This is a genomic window from Halomonas bluephagenesis (genome assembly GCF_054790765.1).
This window is the reverse complement of record NZ_CP133631.1, coordinates 867,647-886,204: the sequence shown is the minus strand read 5'-3', so window position 1 is coordinate 886,204 and position 18,558 is coordinate 867,647. Positions and strand designations below refer to the sequence as shown.

Genomic DNA, 18,558 nt, shown 5'->3' with positions numbered 1-18,558 from the left:
ACACATAACAAGCTCGCATAAGGGAAGGAGATAACGATGCACGCCCAACAGCAGCAACTGATTAACGGCGCCTGGGTAACGGGCGATGCCGACACCTTCACAAAGCACGATCCTGTTGCGGGAACACTGCTTTGGCAAGGTGCTTCGGCTTCAAACGCACAGGTTGGCGCCGCTATCGATGCCGCGCGTGTGGCTTTCCCTGAATGGGCGCGCACAACGTTTGCTGAGCGCCAAGCACTTGTTGAACGGTTTGTTGACGTGCTGACGGCCCGCCGCGAAGACTTAGCGGTAGCGATTGCCTCTGAGACCGGCAAGCCGCTTTGGGAAGCACGCACTGAAGCTGGTGCGATGGTCGGTAAGGTGGCGCTATCTATCAAGGCCTACCATGAGCGCACGGGTGAGCGAGAAAAAGAAGTGGGTAGTGCGAAAGCCGTACTGCGTCATCGCCCTCACGGTGTCATGGTGGTATTTGGCCCCTACAACTTCCCCGGCCACCTGCCCAACGGCCATATGGTGCCCGCGTTGCTCGCTGGCAATACCGTGGTGTTTAAACCCAGCGACCAAACGCCGCTTACTGCCGATTTAACTCTGCAATGCTGGGTGGAAGCGGGGCTGCCTGCTGGGGTGATTAACTTAGTACAGGGTGGTGTCGCTGTAGGGCAAGCCTTAGCAGCGCATCCAGGTATCGATGGCCTGCTGTTTACTGGTAGCGCGAAAGTGGGTGGCATGCTGCAGCAGCAGTTCGCCGGGCAGTTGGATAAAATCCTCGCCTTGGAGCTGGGCGGCAACAACCCGTTAATAGTGAAAGATGTCGACGATGAGCGTGCTGCCGTACTGACTATTTTGCAGTCGGCGTTTTTATCCGGCGGCCAGCGCTGTACCTGTGCCCGTCGTTTGATGGTGCCGAATGGAGAGGTCGGTGACCGCCTGATCGACGCACTTTCTGATGCTATCGCCAAGCTACATGTGGCCGGACAGTTTGAGGAAGCACCTGCTGCGCCGTTCTATGGCGGTTTGGTCAGCGTGGCGGCTGCCGATGGTTTGCTCAAGGCGCAAGACGAGCTGGAGGCCATGGGCGGTACGGTGATTAACCGTATGCAACGCCTTAAAGATAACACCAGCCTATTAAGCCCTGCATTGATTGATGTAACGGGAATGGACGTGCCCGACGAGGAGCATTTCGGCCCGTTGCTGAAAATCCATCGTTACAGCGATTGGGATGAAGCGTTAGCGCTGGCTAACGATACACGCTATGGCTTGTCTGCAGGACTCATCGGTGGCGATAAAGCTGACTGGGACGACTTTCTGCTGCGCATTCGTGCAGGGATTGTTAACTGGAACCGCCAAACCACAGGTGCCTCTGGCGACGCCCCCTTTGGCGGCGTAGGCGACAGCGGTAACCATCGCCCAAGCGCTTACTATGCGGCGGACTACTGCGCTTACCCGGTGGCGTCTATGGAAGCCGACACCTTGGAAATGCCAGAAACTCTGCCGCCGGGAGTCAACCTATGAGCGACGTGGTGAATAGCAACGTAGTGAATAGCAACGTCAGAGAAGTCAATTTTGACGGTTTGGTAGGGCCAACCCATAACTACTCAGGTCTGGCCCACGGCAACGTGGCGTCTATGAGTCATGGTGGGTTGGTTTCCAACCCGAAAGAGGGCGCGTTACAGGGGCTTGCCAAGATGAAGTCGCTGATGGACGCGGGCTACGCCCAGGGCGTCCTGCCTCCTCAACAGCGCCCGGATGTAGGCGCACTAAGAGATTTAGGTTTCAGCGGCAGTAATAGTGACGTGCTCACCCGAGCTGCAAAAGAGGCCCCTCAGCTGCTGCGGGCGGTTTGCTCGGCTTCCAGCATGTGGACGGCCAACGCAGGCACCGTTACCCCCAGTATTGACGCGCCTGATCGCCGGGTGCATTTCACACCAGCGAACCTACAGTCGAGCTTTCATCGCTACCTGGAGCCGCAAACCACCGGTCGTGTGCTACAGGCTATTTTCCACGATGAACAGCACTTTGCTCACCATCCAGTACTGCCTGCAACGCCTGCCTTTTCTGATGAAGGTGCCGCGAATCATACCCGACTATGCGGTGAACATGGCGAGCCAGGTGTTCACCTGTTTGTGTATGGTCGCCAAGCATTTGGTGACGTGCGTAGCGGTGAGCGTGAGCCAAAACGCTTCCCCGCTCGGCAAACCCTGGAAGCCAGTCAAGCGGTGGCCCGCCAGCATGGGCTAACGGATGCACAAACGGTGTTTGCTCAGCAGCACCCAGATGCCATCGACGCGGGTGTCTTCCATAACGATGTGATTGCCGTGGGTAATGGCCCCGTGCTGCTCTATCACGAAATGGCCTTTTGGGATGAAACGCGCACCTTGGATGAGCTGCGCGCCAAAATGTCTACGCCACTGATTCCGGTGCGAGTTCCGTTAGACGCGGTGAGCATGGAAGATGCGGTAGCATCGTACTTGTTCAACTCCCAGCTACTTTCCAACCCGGACGGCACCATGACGCTGGTAGTGCCCAGCGAATGCCAAGAGCGCGAAGCCGTCTGGCGCACGATTCAGGACTTTATTCTGGCGGGCAATAACCCTATTGGTGAAGTGGTCGTTAAAGATGTTAAGCAGAGCATGCGCAACGGCGGTGGCCCCGCCTGCCTGCGTTTGCGTGTTGCTTTATCGGAAGCTGAACAGGCAGCGTTGACCGGCCGCGTGTTAATGAATGATGCGCTGTACGATGACCTGACCGCCTGGGTTAATCGCCACTACCGTGATCGCCTAGCGGCAGATGACCTTGCCGACCCCCAGCTCGCCACTGAAGTGCTCACCGCGCTGGACGAGCTAACGCAATTGCTAAAGGTTGGGCCTGTCTATCCGTTCCAATTGAGTTAACCACTCTAGCTCAGTACGCAAAAACGCCAAGGCACTGCCTTGGCGTTTTTGCTTCATCGAGCATCGCCACCGCAAAATCCTCCATTGAAATACGAGACTCTCCGTTCTTGTCCACGCTGTGCGCGTTTCAGCAAGGCACCGTTAATATTGTGCTTGGCAAACCTTGGCAATTTCTAATGCCGTCACCGGTAGGAAGTCTGTGGCTGGTAAGACCGTCTCACCGTTGCGTCCTGGGGTTAGTAATCGAGCCACACGTTGTTCTGCGAGGGCGCTCTCTAGATATCACATCCGTTAGTCACCAACAGCGCTTCTTGCCCCTCTGGTGGACGAACAGCGCTGATCAGTAAATCTTTGCCCTCAACCACCTGCGCTAACTGGTGCGGGTCGGATATATCGGCGACACAGTAGCTTGCCTCAGCAGGCAGCTTATTACGCTGATTTTCAGCTCCTACTACGCCAGTGACGTGATGTCCTCGTGCTAACGCTTCACTCATAAGGCGTGTTCCAACGTCGCCTGCGGCACCCAATATCGCGATTTTCATGATAGTTATTCCTTGATTTAGTTAATCTAGGCTTAGTTAATCTTGGATGGGTTGTTGTTGATTTGGTCAGCGCTAGGAAGCGGATTGGCTTTGCCAATGTTGAGCAGGAAAACACCTGCGCCAATTAATACGATGCCTAGTAGTAAGCCCTCAGGGGCGGCTTCTCCCTGGAGGAAGATGGCAACAGGCACCCCCACGACAGCTCCAACGGAACCCAGTAAGCTCAGGAACACAGGGCCACCGCTTTTCTGCAGCAGGAACAGTAGTAAGAATTGGCCAGCGAACACTAGCGCTTGGAGCGCAATCAGCATGATGGGCAAGTGGTGTTGAGTTGGAACATTTAATGAAAAAACCGGTAAAAACCCTACTCCTAACAGGATTACAACGGCGGCGATGAGCATGCCGGGGGCTAGCGCATCGCTGGATACGCCTTCAGGCCAGCGTAATGTTCGGTAAACGTTGCCGATGGCTAATAGCACTGGCCCAGCCAGGGCAATGAGGATCCATAAGTGATCGGCATCAGGCGCTGAAAGCTTATTGGCGGGTAAGGGGATAGCCCCCAACAGCGCAGACATAACGCCAGCCGCTCGAATAAATTGAAACTTTTCTATTTTCAATAACAGCGCACCAACGTAGGTGAGAAGCGGCGGGAGCGTAATGATCAGCGCAACGAACCCAGCACCCACATGCGGGATAGCGGAGAAAAAGATCAAGTTAGAGCCAGCCACGCCAAGCAGTGCGGATACTGAGTAATACTCGACGGTGCGGAGGTTGATAGGCGGTAAATGGCCGCGTATTGCTGAGATGGCCAGCAAAATAAGCGCAGCCCCTGTGATTGACCAAAACAGAAATGCGAGTGCTGATAGCTGCATTTCCCCGGCAAGTTTAGCCAAATTTGTCGATAGGCCAAGTAGTGCTCCACCTGATAGTAGGTAAATCAGTGGAGCAAGCCAGACCCTTTTTGGTGAGTGTGTTGCAATTGTGTTTGATAATGTCATCAGATACGCTCTCGATTGATGTCTTGATATCAAGATATATGCCGGGTTTCTTGACGTCAAGATAAATGAGCTGAGCAATAATTAGGAGCGCAGTACTTCTATGGATCATGTGGATAGGGATCATGTGGATAGCATTCTTAATCAGTGGCGGCAGGAAAGGCCTGACCTTAATGTTGCACCGATGGCCACCCTTGGACGGATTAAGCGACTGAACTACTGCTTAAACCGTGAACTAGAAAAAACCTGGACAAAGTACGGGCTGAATGGTGCAAGCTTTGACGTTTTGGCGACCCTTCGTCGAGAAGGCCCCCCATTTGCGTTGTCGCCAGGGGGGTTGATGGCTTCCACGATGGTGACCTCTGGCACCATGACTCACCGTATCAACCTGTTGGAAAAGGCTGGTTTGATTGAGCGGGTCAAAAACCCAGAGGATGGGCGCGGTTTTTTGATCTCTCTTTCACAGCGTGGTTTTGAATTGATTGATGAGGCGGTTACCGCTCATGTGGAAGCTCAGGCGCAGCTCACTAGCGGCTTAAGTGAAGAACAACTGGCGCAATTAGATGCTCTGCTGAAGCAGTTTTTAGCGGGATTGGAGCAACAGTAATATGTGCCATAACCGCTTACACATCGATATATGCTGCGCTCACTTATAAAAGTGTTGAGGTGTTGGAATGAGCGAGCAAACATATCTCGAAAAGTCACTCAGCGCTGCGGTTTATCCGCCATTAAAGCGGGCGCTTGGCGTTGTAGACACTACCTTGCCTAGGGTTGCCGTTGATGCAGGCTGCGGAGCAGGGCGCGATGCACTGTTCTTGATGGAGCACGGCTATACGGTGCATGCCTATGATAAAAGTGATGTGGCGATAGCTCGATTAGAGGAGGTTGGAGGGCGCTATATTAATCAAACTCTAATTTCTCAAGTGTGCAGCTTTGAGCGGTTTGTGTATCCAAAAACGGCGCCCATTAATGCATGCTCAAGCCTATTTTTTTGTGATCCTGGGCTATTTGCCAGCGCTTGGCAAAACCTTACGCGTTCACTATTGAAGGGCGGTGTATTCTGTGGCCATTTTATGGGCCCCAATGACACCTGGGCAAAAATGGGGCGAGGAGATTTATCGATACACACCTATTCTGATATCCAAGCGCTTTTTAAGGATCAGTTTAAGGTAATAGATATTGTTGAGCACAACACGGAAGGTACGACACTGCTTGGCAAGTCCAAGCATTGGCATATTTATACCGTTGTTGCTCAGAAAGTCATTTGACTACTCCTTACAGGGCTAGTGGATATATCCCGCTGCGCTGGCGACTAAATTGATCTCGCTATTAACTAGCGTCGCTAACAGAGTTCCCACAACTTGCCAGTAAATCATTGGCTCGTTCACGCAAGGCATCCTTCAACGCCGTTGGCTTCAGTACGGTGAACCGAAATGGGAGCTGTGCCAGCCAACTGGCAAGCCACTCGAAACTGTCGGTTTGGGTATTGATTAGCAGCCCGCCTTCCACCTGTTCGTGGGGGCTTGCACAAAGAGCCTGGAAACCGAATACGGCATTAGCGGTGTTGAGATCGGTGTGGAGTATTAGCGACACCTCATAGGGTTGGCTCCAGGACGAAAAGCTTTCACTCAAAAAATCCGCCGCATCGAAATTGGCTGGGCGCATAAATGTATCGCACTGAAGGTGAACATCGCTGATACGATCCAGACGAAAGGACCGCATAGCCCCCCGCAAATGACATAAGCCAGCGACATACCAGCGTCCCAACTGAAAAACTAGGCCGTAGGGGTCAATTCTACGCGCTATCGGTCCCTGCTGTGGAGAGTGGTAGATAAGCCCCACCGTTCGCATGGTTTCTGTGGCTTTGGTCAGCGTTTCAAGAGCTCGGTTATCAAGGCTGGGTGCACCACGGGGTAGAATTACCCGAGTGGTATCACTAACACCCCGCATGCGGCTTTTAAGGTTGGCGGGCATCACTCGCTCAAGTTTCGCCTGAGCACTGGCAATGGCGGGAGCTGCTTCCGTAAGGCCAAGCTGGTGGGCGGCTAGCAACCCCAGGGATATAGCGAGGGTCTCTTCGTCGGTAAACATCATCGGTGGGAGCTTAAACCCAGCCACTAACCGGTAGCCGCCGTAACGTCCTTGCTCGGTCAAAATCGGCACGCCCATGTCTTCCAGCAGTGTCATGTAACGACGGATGGTGCGTCGGTCGACGCCGAGGCGCTCTGCTAGTTCGGCACTGCCCATCTGTCCATGGGTCTGCAATAATTCAAGCACAGCAAGCACGCGTGTTGTGGGGTTCGCCATGCGGCCTTCCTCCTGGAACGAGTTTTGAAGCCTGAACTCAAGCATTGCAGACGAATTAAATTATTGCGTTTATATAGGACAAGTTCTCACCTATTTACAAATTAACCTGATCTCGCAGTAACTCACGTCATCTGAAGCATTGACTGAAAAAGGAGATCAGCATGTCAGAACTAATTTTTTACACTCACCCTATGTCCCGCGGCCGTGTGGTGCGCTGGATGCTAGAAGAGCTAGGTATTTCCTACGTGACAAAGGCCATGGAGTACGGCGCTGAGATGAAAAGTCCGGAGTACTTAGCCATTAATCCCATGGGTAAAATACCGGCGATCAAGCACGGCAACACTGTCGTCACCGAGGTCGCGGCCATCTTGGCTTATCTAGCAGATCAGTTTCCAGATAAAAAGCTGGCTCCGCCGTTGGAATCCCCTGCACGCGGTGCTTACTGTCGCTGGCTGTTTTTCATGGCCGGTCCCTTTGAGATGGCCACCAGTGCAATGGCCTATGGGTGGAAAATTGATGACAGTAACGCCCAGGCCGTTGGCTGTGGCCGCCTAGAAGACAGTATTAATACTCTGGAAAGGGCGCTGGAAAAAACGCCGTATATTTGTGGCGATCAATTCACCGCAGCGGATATCTTGCTCAGCAGCTACCTATGGTGGGAAATAATGCAGAAAAACATTCCGCCAAAAGAGGTGTTCAAAGAATACATAGAGCGCACTGAAAGCAGGCCCGCCGCCAAACGTGCGAATGCAATAGATGACGAGCTGGCTACGAAAATGAAGCCTGTTTCATTCTAGCGATCATCCTGTGTCATCGCCCTGGTCGGTGGTATTAGCGGGCTGGGGCGTTAGCAGGTCCAGATCACTCGACTCACCGCTGCTTGGAATCTAACTCTGTTGCTGCTCTATTCATGAACGCAGCAACGTTCTGGGGTAGGCTGCACTTATATTTGTATTATCAAAGGCCTTACACCCAATGAGTACTCCAAGCCACCACTTTTCAGACGCTGAAAAGCACGGGCTATACCGCGCCATTTATGAGCGGCGCGATGTGCGCTCACAGTTCTTACCTGATCCCATTGCCCCCGAGATTTTAGCAAGACTGCTAAAGGCTGCCCACCACGCACCTTCAGTAGGGTTTATGCAGCCCTGGGATTTTGTTGTGATCAAAAGCCGCGAGGTTAGAGCGTCGATAGTGGCGATGTTCGAGCAAGAAAACCAAAAAGCCGCCGAGCGGTTTGAGGGAGAACGCAAGGAGCGCTACCAAGGCTTGAAACTACAAGGCATTTTGGAAAGTCCGATTAATCTCTGCATTACTTGTGACCGTAGCCGAGGCGGCCCCCATGTGCTAGGGCGCAATAGCATTGTGGATACCGACCTTTTCAGCACGTGTTTAGCCGTGCAAAACCTCTGGCTAGCGGCACGGGCAGAAGGCATTGGCGTTGGCTGGGGAAGTATTCTTGACCAAGATCAGCTAGGCACGGCGTTGAAGTTGCCTGAACATGTTTATCCGTTGGCTTATCTTTGCCTTGGTTATGTCAGTGAGTTTTTAGATCAGCCAGAGCTGGAAGCAAAAGGCTGGCGCTCCCGGCTTTCATTAAATGAGTTGGTGCACAGCGATGGCTGGGGCGGGTCGTTGGCAGAAAGCCCGCTTTTAGCTGCTTTGCAAGAACACGAATAGCCGAGCTTTTGAGCGGTGGGGCGTTCGTGAGTGTCTGCGTTGATTTGCTGTCGTTGTGATGGGGGCTCATCAACAGAATAATCGAGGCTCAAGGAGAGGAGCAAAACCATCATGTTGAATAGAAAGGCTAGCGCACCTCGGCACGTGAAAGGCACTGTGGGGCGGTCACTAGTCATAACGCTGACATTTTTTGCGCTACTGGCCGTCGCGGTCGTCATCGAAAAGCTACCTATGTGGTTGCTGTTCATCTACCTAGCGGTCAGTGTGGTGACATGTCTTACTTATGCGGTAGATAAATCCGCTGCACAAAAAAACGCGCAGCGGATTTCCGAAAATACCTTGCATGTGTTGTCACTATTGGGCGGCTGGCCCGGGGCAATGGTTGCACAGCAATGGCTTCGCCACAAAACACAAAAGCGTGCCTTCAGGCGTATATTTTGGATGACGGTGCTGCTCAATCTGACCGCGCTTGCTAGTTGGATATGGGCATAATTTTCAAATGACTTAATCTCTTAACGTTTATCTCCTAGGCTATATAGCAGAATGCTTGTTACGCACTGATAAAGGCAACGCCATGAGCCATGCACTAACCGGGCATAACCGCCCACAGCAGGTGATTGAGGCGATTCAGCAGGTGAATGCGCCGCTAAATGCAGCGCACCGCCAAGCAAAGTACGCCAAGATGGCCGCGTCTCCCTACCGATTTTTCCGTGGAACTAATCACTTGTATTGGCAAGACGTTTGGCACGACTGGCGTTTTGCGCTATTCGGCGGATGGCCTAATACCCAAACGTGGCTCCAAGGCGATGCGCACGTTTATAACTTTGGTGCTTATGGTCACCACGATGACCAAGTGCGCTACGGCATGGATGACTTCGACGACGCATTGATCGGCGACTATCAATACGATGTATGGCGGCTAGCGATCAGTGTGGTGTTGGATAGCCGTGAAAACGCAGCGTTAAGTTCTAAAGCGACTGATAAAGCGCTGAAAAAGCTGTTAGAGGGTTACATTCATACGCTAGCGGGTTATACCCAAGAAGCTCATGCAAAAGATGCTCATACTAAAGAACTGTTCATTGATGCGGTGACTTTGGATAGCGCCAAAGGCCCACTCAAGCCTTTCATGGGCAAAGTCGCCGATAAGCAGAGTCGGGCGCGTATGCTGGAAAAATGGACAACCCTCGATAGTCAGAAAGGGCGTATGTTCGCTGAGCGACCTGGGAAGCTAGCGAATTTACCAGCAGATGTCGCCAGCCAGCTGCGCCGTTTGATTGAGCAAGAGTATCAACAGACGCTACAGCATCCGATAAAAGAGAATGACCCAAAGCACTTTCGTGTAAAAGATACCGCCCGACGCCTGGATGCGGGAACGGGCTCATTAGGTGTCGAGCGTTACTACGTATTGATTGAGGGTGGGGCGGATCATGAACACGATGACGTTATATTAGATGTTAAAGAACAAGTAACGCCGGAAGCTTACGGCTTAATGAATAAAACCCAACAGCAGGCGTGGCGAAAGTTATTTCCTAATGAAGGCATCCGTCATGCGGCGGCGTTTCATGCCATTGCCGAACATCCGGACGCCTACTTGGGCTGGCTGGCCATAAACGGCAAAGTGTTTTCGGTCCGAGAGCGCTCTCCGTTCAAAAAAGACGTGCCTACTCACAAGCTTTCAGGGGGTAAGTCCTACCGCAAGCTGGCGCGCCAATGGGGTGAAATTCTGGCACGTGAACATCTTCGCGGTGCCCAGGCGCTTCACCGAGGTCATTCAGCGCCATTTGCCAACGCGGTATGTCAGCGTTTAGAAGGTCGCGAAACGCAGTTTATTGAGGTGGTGTCGACCCTTGCAATTGCGTATGCCGACTGCGTTTTTCAAGACTACCAAGTGTTCGTGGAGCACTTTTTGGCGACGGATTCCGCTTAATAGGCCGCGCCACTAACGTTCATAGTGTCTGCTGTTTGCTGAACAAAAAGCCTTGATCCTCAAGAGAGTCTTCCCAAACAACACAGCGGTTTCGTCCGCTGTGTTTTGCTTGATAAAGCGCCTCGTCGGCAAGTCGTAGCAGCTTCTTAGGATCTTGAGTGTGATCAGGATAGGTAGCCACCCCACAGGAAAGCGTGATTCGCCGTAGCGGAGTATCCTGATGGGCAAATGCCTGTTGGGAAATAGATATTAGCAGCGCTTTTGCCCTGGACTCGGCAGCAATTTGCGATGTGGCAGGCAGCAAAGCAACAAACTCCTCACCACCAAAACGACAGATGACGTCGAGATCACGTAGGTGGTGACGCAGCAGCCCTGCGATGTCCACCAGTACAGCGTCTCCTGCATCATGACCAAAATCGTCGTTGATCTGTTTGAAATAGTCCACATCCAACATGAGCACAGAAAGGTGGCTGGCATGTTGTAGTACTCGCTGACATTGGTGCTCAAATGCTGTGTCGAAGTGGCGGGGATTATGCAGGCCCGTTAATGGATCTTTGCGTGATAAGCCATCTAACTCCTCAACGAGTCGGTCGAGATCAGCTGTCCGGGACGCCACCTGTTGCTCAAGGGTTTCATTCGCTAGAGCAAGCTGTTGTTGAGTATGGCGATAGTGCCACAGAAAAATAGCAGCGTTCGCGACTGCGAAAGCTAACGAACCATAGCTCAATGGCACGCTGCGCCAGGTCACAAAGCCGTGGGCAACAATCATATCGGCTAACAACAATGGTGCATAAAACATAAAGCTCACTACCAGTAGCCGCTGTTCGAGCGTTAACCGTTGAAAGCGCATGAGTGCTAGCACCAGCATCATGGGAAGTGTGATAGCTAGCAGTACGTCAAAGATAGGAAAGGTGAGTGAAAGGCTGATCACACCAAACTGCACCAAGCCCATGGCAAAAACGAGATACATCAAGTGGATAACCCATAATCGTGTTATCCAACGTTTCGCAGTGCCTTCTAACCAGTCGCTGAGCAACAACCCCAATGCCACTGGCAGGGGATAGTAACTTCCAGCCCGCAACATGTCCCAACCCAAAGCGCCATCTGAAATTAGCTGGCGAGCAGGGGTTTCAGCAAGCAACATCAGTCCCGAAGCATAGGCAAATAGTGCAATGGCACCGAAGCCTTGGCGCTGCGGGCCTATCAACGCGAAAATGCTAGCCAGGATCGCTAGCACCAATACCAGTGCGCTCACGCCCAGGTCCTGAGCGGAGTCATGAATAACTTGCTTCAGTACGTCAATACGCTCCATCACTTGCACTTGGCCCCATAGGCCAATACTGGTGTAGTACGAATAGAGCCGAAAGGTGAGTTGTTGTCCGGCGGCATTTTCGGGTAAGTCGATCATATGCCAGGGCCAACCAGCAAAATCTCCTTTGCCCTGATCGTCAAACTCTCCGTATTGATAGATGAGTTGGTCACCCAGATAAACTTGTCCGATAAGATTAATGCTGGTGATAAAAAGAACTGGGTCGTTCCAGTCACCGGCGGGCAGTGTTGTGCGTAACCAGAGATGCTCGTGCCCCTCACGGCCAGGCGGATTGGAGGGAGAGTCAATGGTTTGCCACTCTGTTGTATTGCTTTGCAGCCAAAGTGGATGGCTAGTAGAAGCCTGAGGAGAATCGCCCCAGCGATATTCCCAATTTTGCAGTGGTTGTGGCGGGGAGGCAGCGAAAAGCCCACTTGGAAACATTACAAGCGTGGCCAGTATTAGGAGCAACTGGGTGAAATGACGTATGGCAAGCCAACGAGGCAGCATGATGAACGTCTAATCTCCTGATTACGATCCTTCTGCTGATAAGTGCTTCAATCCAAGCCCACTGATTGATTGAGGCGCGCATGATGCAAACATCAAAGCCAGCCACCAGTTTAACTAAAAACAAGCCCAGGATAATGGCAGTTACTTCAACGTTAAAAAACGTTACGCGGGAGGTGAGGGGAAGGGCTGGGCCTCTCTTGGACCAGCCCTGGCAGGCTTTGCGCAGCTACTAGTAATAGCACTTAGCGCTGTATTATTGAAATAGTGCTTTTTAAGAGGCTGTTGCACCGCCGACGATGCCACTGCGAAAGCCGCCCTCACTGCTGTTGCGGTTTTTTAGATGATTAGCGACAGTGTCTTCAGGTGAACCCGCCATTTCACGGAACATACCCATTGACCCCAGCAGGGCAGAGGACTCGTAAGGCACGAATACACGCTCACCGTCTTTCGCCATGTTGGGCAGCCCTTTGATGTAGCTTTGGCCAAGTAGGTAGCCCACCACCGTGCGCTTGTTCTCTTCGCTGTCACCGATGGCGCTAAGCACGAGTTTGATGGATTCCTGCTCACCTTGGGCGCGTAAAATCGCTGATTCTTTATCGCCCTGGGCGTTAAGAATGGCCGACTCGCGCTGCCCTTGAGCCATCGCAATGGCCGCAGATTTTTCACCTTCTGCTTCTGTTACCGTCGCGCGGCGTTTACGTTCAGCGGCCATTTGCAGGCGCATCGCAGATTCCACCTCTTCCGGCATGGCGATATCCTGCACCTCTACCCGAGAGATTTTGACACCCCACTTGGAAGCGGGCTCTTCCATCGCTGCCTGGATTTCATTGTTAACCTCGGCACGAGACTCAAACAGTTTATCTAGTTCCATCTTGCCGACCACTGAGCGAAGCGTGGTTTTTGCCAGAACCTCGACTGCTTGGCTCATATTCTCTACTTCATAGACAGCTCGCTTGGGGTCGATAATCTGATAGTAAAGAGCGCCGTTGATTCTCACGGTGACGTTATCCGTGGTGACAACCGGTTGGCCAGGAAAGTCCATGACTGTTTCACGGCGATCAATGCGGATTTCATCGCTGGTAATCGCGGTGTAATCTTCGCCCATCTTGCGATAGCGCAGCATTGTGATCGCGCGTGGCTGCTCAATAAAAGGAATAATGATATTGATGCCGCTTTCAAGCACGCGGTGAAACGATCCTAGACGCTCAATCACCATCACTTCTGACTGGCGAACAATGACCAATCCTTTTGAGATGATGAGCACGCCAATGACAACAATAATCAGGCTGATGAGTAGGCCTGGGCTAATCGATAAATCCATCAGGTTATTCATGCTTATGGCTCCTTGCGTTGGGAAGTTGCATCCTGGGGGCTAACGTCTGATGAAGGTGTCAGCGTCACTAAGGCCGTTGTACCTTCAAAGCGTTTAAAGATGACTAGGGTTCCTGGCGGCAGCTTAGTATCACCGCTCTCAATGACACGTAAACGATAGAAATCACCGTTCACCTTAATGCCGGTTGCGTTGTCAAAATCGCGTGTCAGTGTTTTGTAATGGTTGCCTTTTTCAACGCCTGTGCCGGTTGTGCCGTAGGCAACGCCTCTTGGTGAAAAGCGCGGGCGAATTACCACAACGCCTAAAGGCACTAAAATACCCGCAAAAACTCCCATGCTGAGCAACTGCCAAGGCAGCGATAACCCCAGTGCAGTTACCGCAGCGGTCAGTGCCGCAGCGATTCCCAGCGCAAGCAATAACATTGCGCCTGACGTCAGTTCTGCGAGACTTAGCAATAGGGCAATCACCAGCCAAGTATAAGCAGGGTTCCAGTCCATGTGTGCTCCTATGCAGTCTATGAATGAAGCTGTCCACTAGAGTAACCTACTCGACGCGTATTGACCTGTGTGCTGCATATAGGTTTTAAACTTTAAATCTTGCGGTTTCATGCTTTTATCACTCGTCAGGAGAGTTGCTATGCTGCTCGATTATGTAAAATTTAAGTTAGCTAATGCGCGGCTATTTAGTCCTTTAAAAGTAGCAGTGAGTGCTTGCGCTGTGGCGGGTTTGATGACGTCTCCCGCCCTTTTGGCTGATCATCATGGCAGTCATAACCACCAAGATACCCATGGTCACCATAGTGCCTCGGATCATTCGCAGGGTGATAACCCTGCCATCGCAGCTTATCAAGCTGCCAATGATCGTATGCATGAAGATATGGCCATGTCATTTACGGGTAACCCCGATGTGGATTTTGCTAAAGGAATGATTCCCCATCATGAAGGCGCCATTGCCATGGCAGAAATTGTGTTGGAGTACGGTGAAGACCTTGAGATTCGCCAACTGGCTGAGGACATTATCGCTGCTCAAGAGAGCGAAATTGCTTTCCTGCGTGAGTGGTTGGAGCAGCACGACCACTAATTAGAGATTTCATCACCTTCGCGATGACCCGAGTATTCACAGGAGTGCTATCCTGCTCGCCTCATTAAGCATGTCTCCAAGGAGAGTCGCGTGTCGGGTGTGATTTACTGGTTGGATATGGCGGGTGTCATTGTATTTGCCTTGTCAGGTGTGATTTTGGCCTGTCGTTCGCGAATGGATCCTTTCGGTATGCTGGTGCTGGCGGCGGTGACCGGCATTGGCGGCGGCACACTTAGGGATTTGGTACTTGGCGTTCGCCCAGTATTCTGGGTGACGGATCCGACCTATTTGTGGGTGATATTAGCCACAGTGGGCGTGTCTTTGGTGGGATTTCACTATATTCATCGCCTTTCTCGGGGTTTTCTACCCGTTGCCGATGCGTTTGGGTTGGCACTATTCACTGTCATAGGCACTCATAAAGCACTGCTGCTGGGTACCTCAGGCGTTGTGGCGGTGTTAATGGGTATGATGACAGGCGTGGCGGGTGGCATGATTCGTGATGTGCTAGCCCAGCGGGTACCCATGGTGCTTCGTGAAGAGATTTACGCAACAGCGGCTTTGGCGGGTGGCATTGTGTATGTGGCGTTCGATGCGTTAGAGGCGCCACTAACGGTTGCGATTGCAGCCGCCTTAATAGTGACGCTTGGGTTGCGCCTAGCGGCGATTCACTGGCACCTGGCGCTACCGGTATTTGCCTGGGTTACGCTACCACCGAAAACGCATGACGAAACTGCAGCACCACTATCAACCCCTCAGAAAGCCAAAGAGCGGGTGCGGATGATTCGAAGGGAGCGTAAAAAACATTAGCCCGGCAGCCTTCCTTTGGCGATGTTGCTAACTAAAGGAAGGCGTATCCGTCTCTTTTTTCTATTTCGTCTCTTCCTTCGTCGTTACCTTCTCTCTTTTAAATCTCTTTTAAAATGCATTTGCTTCTCGCCAGCGATCAAACCAGCGCCTTGGTTGCAATACCTTCAACGTGGGTTCGCTGTCGATCAGCTCTACGCCTATACCCAGTGCGCCAAGGTGTGCATAGAGCGCGCCATTGGCGCTTTTTTCAGCCAAGGTTACATCGGAAAGCAGCAGAAGCTGGCCGCCGGTAAGCGTTAGGTCGTGCAAGCGAATGCGCTCGCCATTGATCTGCAGCTGTGCGCTACCGTTGATGTCATGCACGTTCAATAACCGTCCCAACCACTCGCTTTGTCTGGCGCGGGCTAAAAAGAGTCTTGCTAGCAAGCCTGTATCGCGCATGCCAAGGCGCAGTTGGCTGGTTAAGCGAATTGGGTCGTCCCACTCAAGTTGCGCTTCTTCCATAGTGAGTTGTACCCACCAGCCAGCATCTTGTGCACCTTCCGAGCTTTGCCGAAAGACGTTTTCCAGGCGCAGAAATGAGTCATTGGCGTTGAAACGTCGCGTTTCTAAATCACCCTCGGTGAGTTGCAGATGCAGTTCAACATCGCCTTTTAGCTGCTGATCAAGTAGCGCTAGCTCGGCACCAAACGCACGCAGTGTCATGTCGCCCTGGGCGGTAAGCCCATCCAGCAGCCATTCGCTGGTTAAGCTAGCCTGACCGCCTAACAAGGTAACTCCAGCATTTTCAGGTAAATAGCGGTTATAGCGGGTGAAGTCAGGCACTTCTGTAATAGGCAGTGCAATGCGAGTAGAGAAGTGTTCGGGCTCTGGTGACGCTAGGACGTCACTAAAACGTTCAGTTTCGGTCGTGAGGGCAAAGTGGCGGCCTTCCAGATGAGGGCGATCATCGTCCAGGCGCATAAGTGAAAAGTGTGGAATACCTAGCGAAAGCTGGGCCTGCTCAGACGTGTCGAGTTGGGCAGTCAGTTCGCCGCGCCCAGTAGCGATGTAATCTAAAAATGCCACTTCAAGCTGGTTGGCATTCACCCGAAGGCGGGTGGGTGCTAGAAGGCGGTCATTACGAAAAGACCCTTGAGCGAATAGCTGGCCGTCACCCGCAATTGCCAAGCCATGGGCGTCAGGTAAAAAGATATTTAAGAACCCAAGCCGCTGTACGCTACCCTCCAGAGAAAACTCCCCACTGAGCGGTGTATTACCACTTTCATCACCGTTACTGCCGCTACGCTGAAAACGTCCATCATTGAGTACTAAGATGCTCTCTAATTGTTCGCCGGTAGACTGCGTATCCGCTACTTGCCAGCGCAGACGTGAACCGCTGATATCAAGCCTTGTGCCGTCCAGAGCCGCTCGGCGAATGGATAATCTAAGCTGTGCGTCGCTTTCCAGTACGCTGTTCTGTTCAGAGTGTTGCCAGCGAGTCGCTAATTGCTTTCCTTCTAAATGGATCTCTCCATGCATCTGCTCGGTGGTGAAGTCGAGCTGGCCACTGCTGGTAGCTTGGCCGCTAAGCAGCTGCAATGGGGCAGGATCGGGTAAGGCAGCTTTAAGGTAAGTTTGCAGCACGCTAATGTCGGGGAAGCGAGCAGATTGCCAGGTCAGACGGGCAGTGGCGTTTTCTTGTGCAAGCTCTGGGTTAATCGGGCTAAGCGCATTGAGCGTGATGGCAGCGTCGGCCATCAACGTTTGCTGATGGTGGCTAAGGGGGGCGTCAGTGAAGGTGAGCGTTGCGTCTATGATCTCTTCAGTCGACAGTTGTGCTGCTAGCGAGCCACTTCCTTGAGCCGTAAAATCAAGCAACTCAGCCGCAAGTGTTGGTGCCTGAATTGCTAGCGATGCGTGATAAGGCTTGGCGTCACGTAGCGTCACGCTAGCCTCAATTTGACCGTTACCAGCAAGCCGAACCCCTTGGCCATCAAATGTGTGTGCCAGATAGCGATCAAGCATGTCCAGGCGAGAGACTTCGCCCTGTAGCTCAAGTGAGGCGCCGGTAGGAAGGTCTAGTTGGTCTAGGCGCTGATTGGGCATGTTGGTCGCTAGGCGAAGTTGCGTATTGATGGCATAAGGGTGGGTATCCGCCAATACGACATTAATTAGTTGCGTTGAAAAGTGGAGTTCGTCGTCTTCTACCGCCAAGCGCACAGCGCCTTCACCAACGGCGGTGTGGAGCGCCGGCGGTGTTTCAGCAATCAACCAGCGCAGGTCGTCTGTATCGCGGGGTTGCAAACGCTGCTCGTTCACTGATAAGCGCAATTCAGGCGCATTTAGAGTTAACTCGCTGCCACGCTGTAGCACACCGCTACTCAGGTTAAGTTCCCCCGTTAAATTACCGTGGCCATAAAGTGTCAACCAGGGCAACGCTTCTAAGTAGGGCATAAATACGTCCCAGGCATCAGCCTGCGCCTCGATGGTAAGTTGTGCAGATAGGGCGCTGAGTAGCTCTGCGGTGAGCTCCTCACGGGGAATTTGCTCAGTAGTAACACTGCCTAGGGAGGCATCTGCGCGTAGCTGGATATCTTGTACTAACGAGGCTTGGTCGCTAAGGCGGGGTAGGTGACCTTGACTAATATCCAGCGATACGCTGGGAACGGCTAACGCAGCGCGACTTAGTTGGGTATCCGTCACCTGCAGTTGGCCTTGTGCCTCGAGAGCAATATCGCCTACGGTCAAGCGGCGAAGCCCGTTCGCATCCAGTGTCTGTATGTGAAGTTCGCCGCGCAGGAGTGCCAATAATGATAGCGAAAGCGTTGCACGCTGGGCTTCAACGGAGATGGGCAAGCTGTCGTCTTCACGTGCTAAGTAGAGGTTCTCTACTTCCCAGCGCCCAGGGTGCAGGCTGTTTGCATTTGTCCAGTGCACTTCGACCCCCTCAATCTGAGAAAGTCGTTTGGTTAGCCATTGGCTATTCAGCAGCCAAGTGCTGCCAAATGCCCATACCAACGCTGCTACCAAAGCGCTTAATAGCGTGATTATCAGGACACGGAGTAGACGTTTTGACCTAGGGTTCTCGTTTGGCATACGGGCTTCCTTGCAGATGACTCCTGTCGGCGCGTGTTTTATGGCATTATGCGCGTCGTAGGACCGTAATGGGTTTTCGATTTCAACGCTAGGCAGGCA

Annotated in this window: 17 protein-coding genes; 10 read left to right on the top strand and 7 right to left on the bottom strand. The window is 52.5% G+C overall.

Annotation, left to right across the window (positions count from 1 at the left end; translation table 11 throughout):
* Positions 1 to 36 precede the first annotated feature (36 nt).
* Together astD and astB are read left to right on the top strand one after the other, a co-directional pair.
* The gene (gene astD, locus REH51_RS04000; RefSeq protein ID WP_009721553.1) at positions 37 to 1,512 is read left to right on the top strand and encodes a succinylglutamate-semialdehyde dehydrogenase; all 1,476 of its coding nucleotides are present in this window, start codon (positions 37 to 39) and stop codon (positions 1,510 to 1,512) included.
* Positions 1,509 to 2,891 (top strand): N-succinylarginine dihydrolase, encoded by a 1,383-nt coding sequence (astB, locus tag REH51_RS03995; protein ID WP_009721554.1) that lies wholly within the window; start codon positions 1,509 to 1,511, stop codon positions 2,889 to 2,891. The genes astD and astB overlap by 4 nt, the downstream gene beginning before the upstream one ends.
* Before the next feature lie 275 nt (positions 2,892 to 3,166).
* On the opposite strand, the gene REH51_RS03990 is transcribed toward astB, so the two are convergent.
* Both REH51_RS03990 and REH51_RS03985 read right to left on the bottom strand, forming a co-directional pair.
* A complete protein-coding gene (locus REH51_RS03990) occupies positions 3,167 to 3,433 on the bottom strand; it encodes an NAD(P)H-binding protein (protein WP_009721555.1) in 267 nt (88 codons plus the stop codon).
* A 32-nt stretch (positions 3,434 to 3,465) separates the two neighbouring features.
* The gene (locus tag REH51_RS03985) at positions 3,466 to 4,431 is read right to left on the bottom strand and encodes a DMT family transporter (RefSeq protein ID WP_498936917.1); all 966 of its coding nucleotides are present in this window, start codon (positions 4,429 to 4,431) and stop codon (positions 3,466 to 3,468) included.
* A gap of 100 nt (positions 4,432 to 4,531) precedes the next feature.
* Between REH51_RS03985 and REH51_RS03980 the strand changes: the two genes are divergently transcribed.
* Together REH51_RS03980 and REH51_RS03975 are read left to right on the top strand one after the other, a co-directional pair.
* A complete protein-coding gene (locus REH51_RS03980; protein WP_009721557.1) occupies positions 4,532 to 5,035 on the top strand; it encodes a MarR family winged helix-turn-helix transcriptional regulator in 504 nt (167 codons plus the stop codon).
* Between the two features lie 67 nt (positions 5,036 to 5,102).
* Positions 5,103 to 5,696 carry a class I SAM-dependent methyltransferase gene (locus tag REH51_RS03975; RefSeq protein ID WP_009721558.1) on the top strand — a complete coding sequence of 198 codons (594 nt, stop codon included), beginning with the start codon at positions 5,103 to 5,105 and terminating at the stop codon, positions 5,694 to 5,696.
* A 61-nt stretch (positions 5,697 to 5,757) separates the two neighbouring features.
* Here REH51_RS03975 and REH51_RS03970 read toward each other — a convergent pair whose 3' ends face one another.
* Entirely contained in the window at positions 5,758 to 6,735 is a 978-nt protein-coding gene (locus tag REH51_RS03970) for a helix-turn-helix transcriptional regulator (protein ID WP_009721559.1), read from the bottom strand.
* Positions 6,736 to 6,896: 161 nt separating this feature from the next.
* Here REH51_RS03970 and REH51_RS03965 point away from each other — a divergent pair, with 161 nt between their 5' ends.
* The 4 genes from REH51_RS03965 to REH51_RS03950 all read left to right on the top strand — a co-directional run bounded on the left by REH51_RS03965 (position 6,897) and on the right by REH51_RS03950 (position 10,342).
* Positions 6,897 to 7,532 carry a glutathione S-transferase family protein gene (locus REH51_RS03965; protein WP_009721560.1) on the top strand — a complete coding sequence of 212 codons (636 nt, stop codon included), beginning with the start codon at positions 6,897 to 6,899 and terminating at the stop codon, positions 7,530 to 7,532.
* 178 nt (positions 7,533 to 7,710) lie between these two features.
* Positions 7,711 to 8,415, top strand: a complete 705-nt coding sequence (bluB, locus tag REH51_RS03960; protein WP_498936916.1) for a 5,6-dimethylbenzimidazole synthase — start codon at positions 7,711 to 7,713, stop codon at positions 8,413 to 8,415.
* Between the two features lie 111 nt (positions 8,416 to 8,526).
* Complete coding sequence (locus REH51_RS03955) at positions 8,527 to 8,907, top strand: DUF1294 domain-containing protein (RefSeq protein ID WP_009721562.1); 381 nt, start codon at positions 8,527 to 8,529, stop codon at positions 8,905 to 8,907.
* Positions 8,908 to 8,989: 82 nt separating this feature from the next.
* A complete protein-coding gene (locus tag REH51_RS03950; RefSeq protein ID WP_009721563.1) occupies positions 8,990 to 10,342 on the top strand; it encodes a DUF2252 domain-containing protein in 1,353 nt (450 codons plus the stop codon).
* A 19-nt stretch (positions 10,343 to 10,361) separates the two neighbouring features.
* Here REH51_RS03950 and REH51_RS03945 read toward each other — a convergent pair whose 3' ends face one another.
* From REH51_RS03945 to REH51_RS03935, 3 genes are all read right to left on the bottom strand, one after another.
* Complete coding sequence (locus REH51_RS03945) at positions 10,362 to 12,161, bottom strand: GGDEF domain-containing protein (protein ID WP_498936914.1); 1,800 nt, start codon at positions 12,159 to 12,161, stop codon at positions 10,362 to 10,364.
* Positions 12,162 to 12,432: 271 nt separating this feature from the next.
* Positions 12,433 to 13,482 (bottom strand): SPFH domain-containing protein, encoded by a 1,050-nt coding sequence (locus REH51_RS03940; protein ID WP_039868519.1) that lies wholly within the window; start codon positions 13,480 to 13,482, stop codon positions 12,433 to 12,435.
* Positions 13,483 to 13,496: 14 nt separating this feature from the next.
* Positions 13,497 to 13,991: an NfeD family protein gene (locus tag REH51_RS03935; protein WP_009721566.1), complete on the bottom strand. Its 495-nt coding sequence runs from the start codon at positions 13,989 to 13,991 to the stop codon at positions 13,497 to 13,499.
* Positions 13,992 to 14,130: 139 nt separating this feature from the next.
* Here REH51_RS03935 and copM point away from each other — a divergent pair, with 139 nt between their 5' ends.
* Both copM and REH51_RS03925 read left to right on the top strand, forming a co-directional pair.
* Positions 14,131 to 14,574 carry a CopM family metallochaperone gene (gene copM / locus REH51_RS03930; RefSeq protein ID WP_009721567.1) on the top strand — a complete coding sequence of 148 codons (444 nt, stop codon included), beginning with the start codon at positions 14,131 to 14,133 and terminating at the stop codon, positions 14,572 to 14,574.
* A 90-nt stretch (positions 14,575 to 14,664) separates the two neighbouring features.
* On the top strand, positions 14,665 to 15,381 hold the full coding sequence (locus REH51_RS03925; RefSeq protein WP_009721568.1) for a trimeric intracellular cation channel family protein: 717 nt from the start codon (positions 14,665 to 14,667) through the stop codon (positions 15,379 to 15,381).
* A 108-nt stretch (positions 15,382 to 15,489) separates the two neighbouring features.
* Here the strand turns inward: REH51_RS03925 and REH51_RS03920 are convergent, their stop codons facing one another.
* Positions 15,490 to 18,459: a translocation/assembly module TamB domain-containing protein gene (locus tag REH51_RS03920; RefSeq protein ID WP_498936912.1), complete on the bottom strand. Its 2,970-nt coding sequence runs from the start codon at positions 18,457 to 18,459 to the stop codon at positions 15,490 to 15,492.
* Positions 18,460 to 18,558: the final 99 nt, after the last annotated feature.

What these genes read in the sequence shown, in the direction of transcription:
- astB (WP_009721554.1), top strand. Translation starts at nt 1,509, where the DNA reads ATGAGCGACGTGGTGAATAGCAACGTAGTGAATAGCAACGTCAGAGAA.
- REH51_RS03990 (WP_009721555.1), bottom strand. Translation starts at nt 3,433, where the DNA reads ATGAAAATCGCGATATTGGGTGCCGCAGGCGACGTTGGAACACGCCTT.
- copM (WP_009721567.1), top strand. Translation starts at nt 14,131, where the DNA reads ATGCTGCTCGATTATGTAAAATTTAAGTTAGCTAATGCGCGGCTATTT.
- REH51_RS03980 (WP_009721557.1), top strand. Translation starts at nt 4,532, where the DNA reads ATGGATCATGTGGATAGGGATCATGTGGATAGCATTCTTAATCAGTGG.
- REH51_RS03935 (WP_009721566.1), bottom strand. Translation starts at nt 13,991, where the DNA reads ATGGACTGGAACCCTGCTTATACTTGGCTGGTGATTGCCCTATTGCTA.
- REH51_RS03920 (WP_498936912.1), bottom strand. Translation starts at nt 18,459, where the DNA reads ATGCCAAACGAGAACCCTAGGTCAAAACGTCTACTCCGTGTCCTGATA.
- astD (WP_009721553.1), top strand. Translation starts at nt 37, where the DNA reads ATGCACGCCCAACAGCAGCAACTGATTAACGGCGCCTGGGTAACGGGC.
- REH51_RS03975 (WP_009721558.1), top strand. Translation starts at nt 5,103, where the DNA reads ATGAGCGAGCAAACATATCTCGAAAAGTCACTCAGCGCTGCGGTTTAT.
- REH51_RS03945 (WP_498936914.1), bottom strand. Translation starts at nt 12,161, where the DNA reads ATGCTGCCTCGTTGGCTTGCCATACGTCATTTCACCCAGTTGCTCCTA.
- REH51_RS03985 (WP_498936917.1), bottom strand. Translation starts at nt 4,431, where the DNA reads ATGACATTATCAAACACAATTGCAACACACTCACCAAAAAGGGTCTGG.
- REH51_RS03965 (WP_009721560.1), top strand. Translation starts at nt 6,897, where the DNA reads ATGTCAGAACTAATTTTTTACACTCACCCTATGTCCCGCGGCCGTGTG.
- REH51_RS03955 (WP_009721562.1), top strand. Translation starts at nt 8,527, where the DNA reads ATGTTGAATAGAAAGGCTAGCGCACCTCGGCACGTGAAAGGCACTGTG.
- REH51_RS03950 (WP_009721563.1), top strand. Translation starts at nt 8,990, where the DNA reads ATGAGCCATGCACTAACCGGGCATAACCGCCCACAGCAGGTGATTGAG.
- bluB (WP_498936916.1), top strand. Translation starts at nt 7,711, where the DNA reads ATGAGTACTCCAAGCCACCACTTTTCAGACGCTGAAAAGCACGGGCTA.
- REH51_RS03970 (WP_009721559.1), bottom strand. Translation starts at nt 6,735, where the DNA reads ATGGCGAACCCCACAACACGCGTGCTTGCTGTGCTTGAATTATTGCAG.
- REH51_RS03940 (WP_039868519.1), bottom strand. Translation starts at nt 13,482, where the DNA reads ATGGATTTATCGATTAGCCCAGGCCTACTCATCAGCCTGATTATTGTT.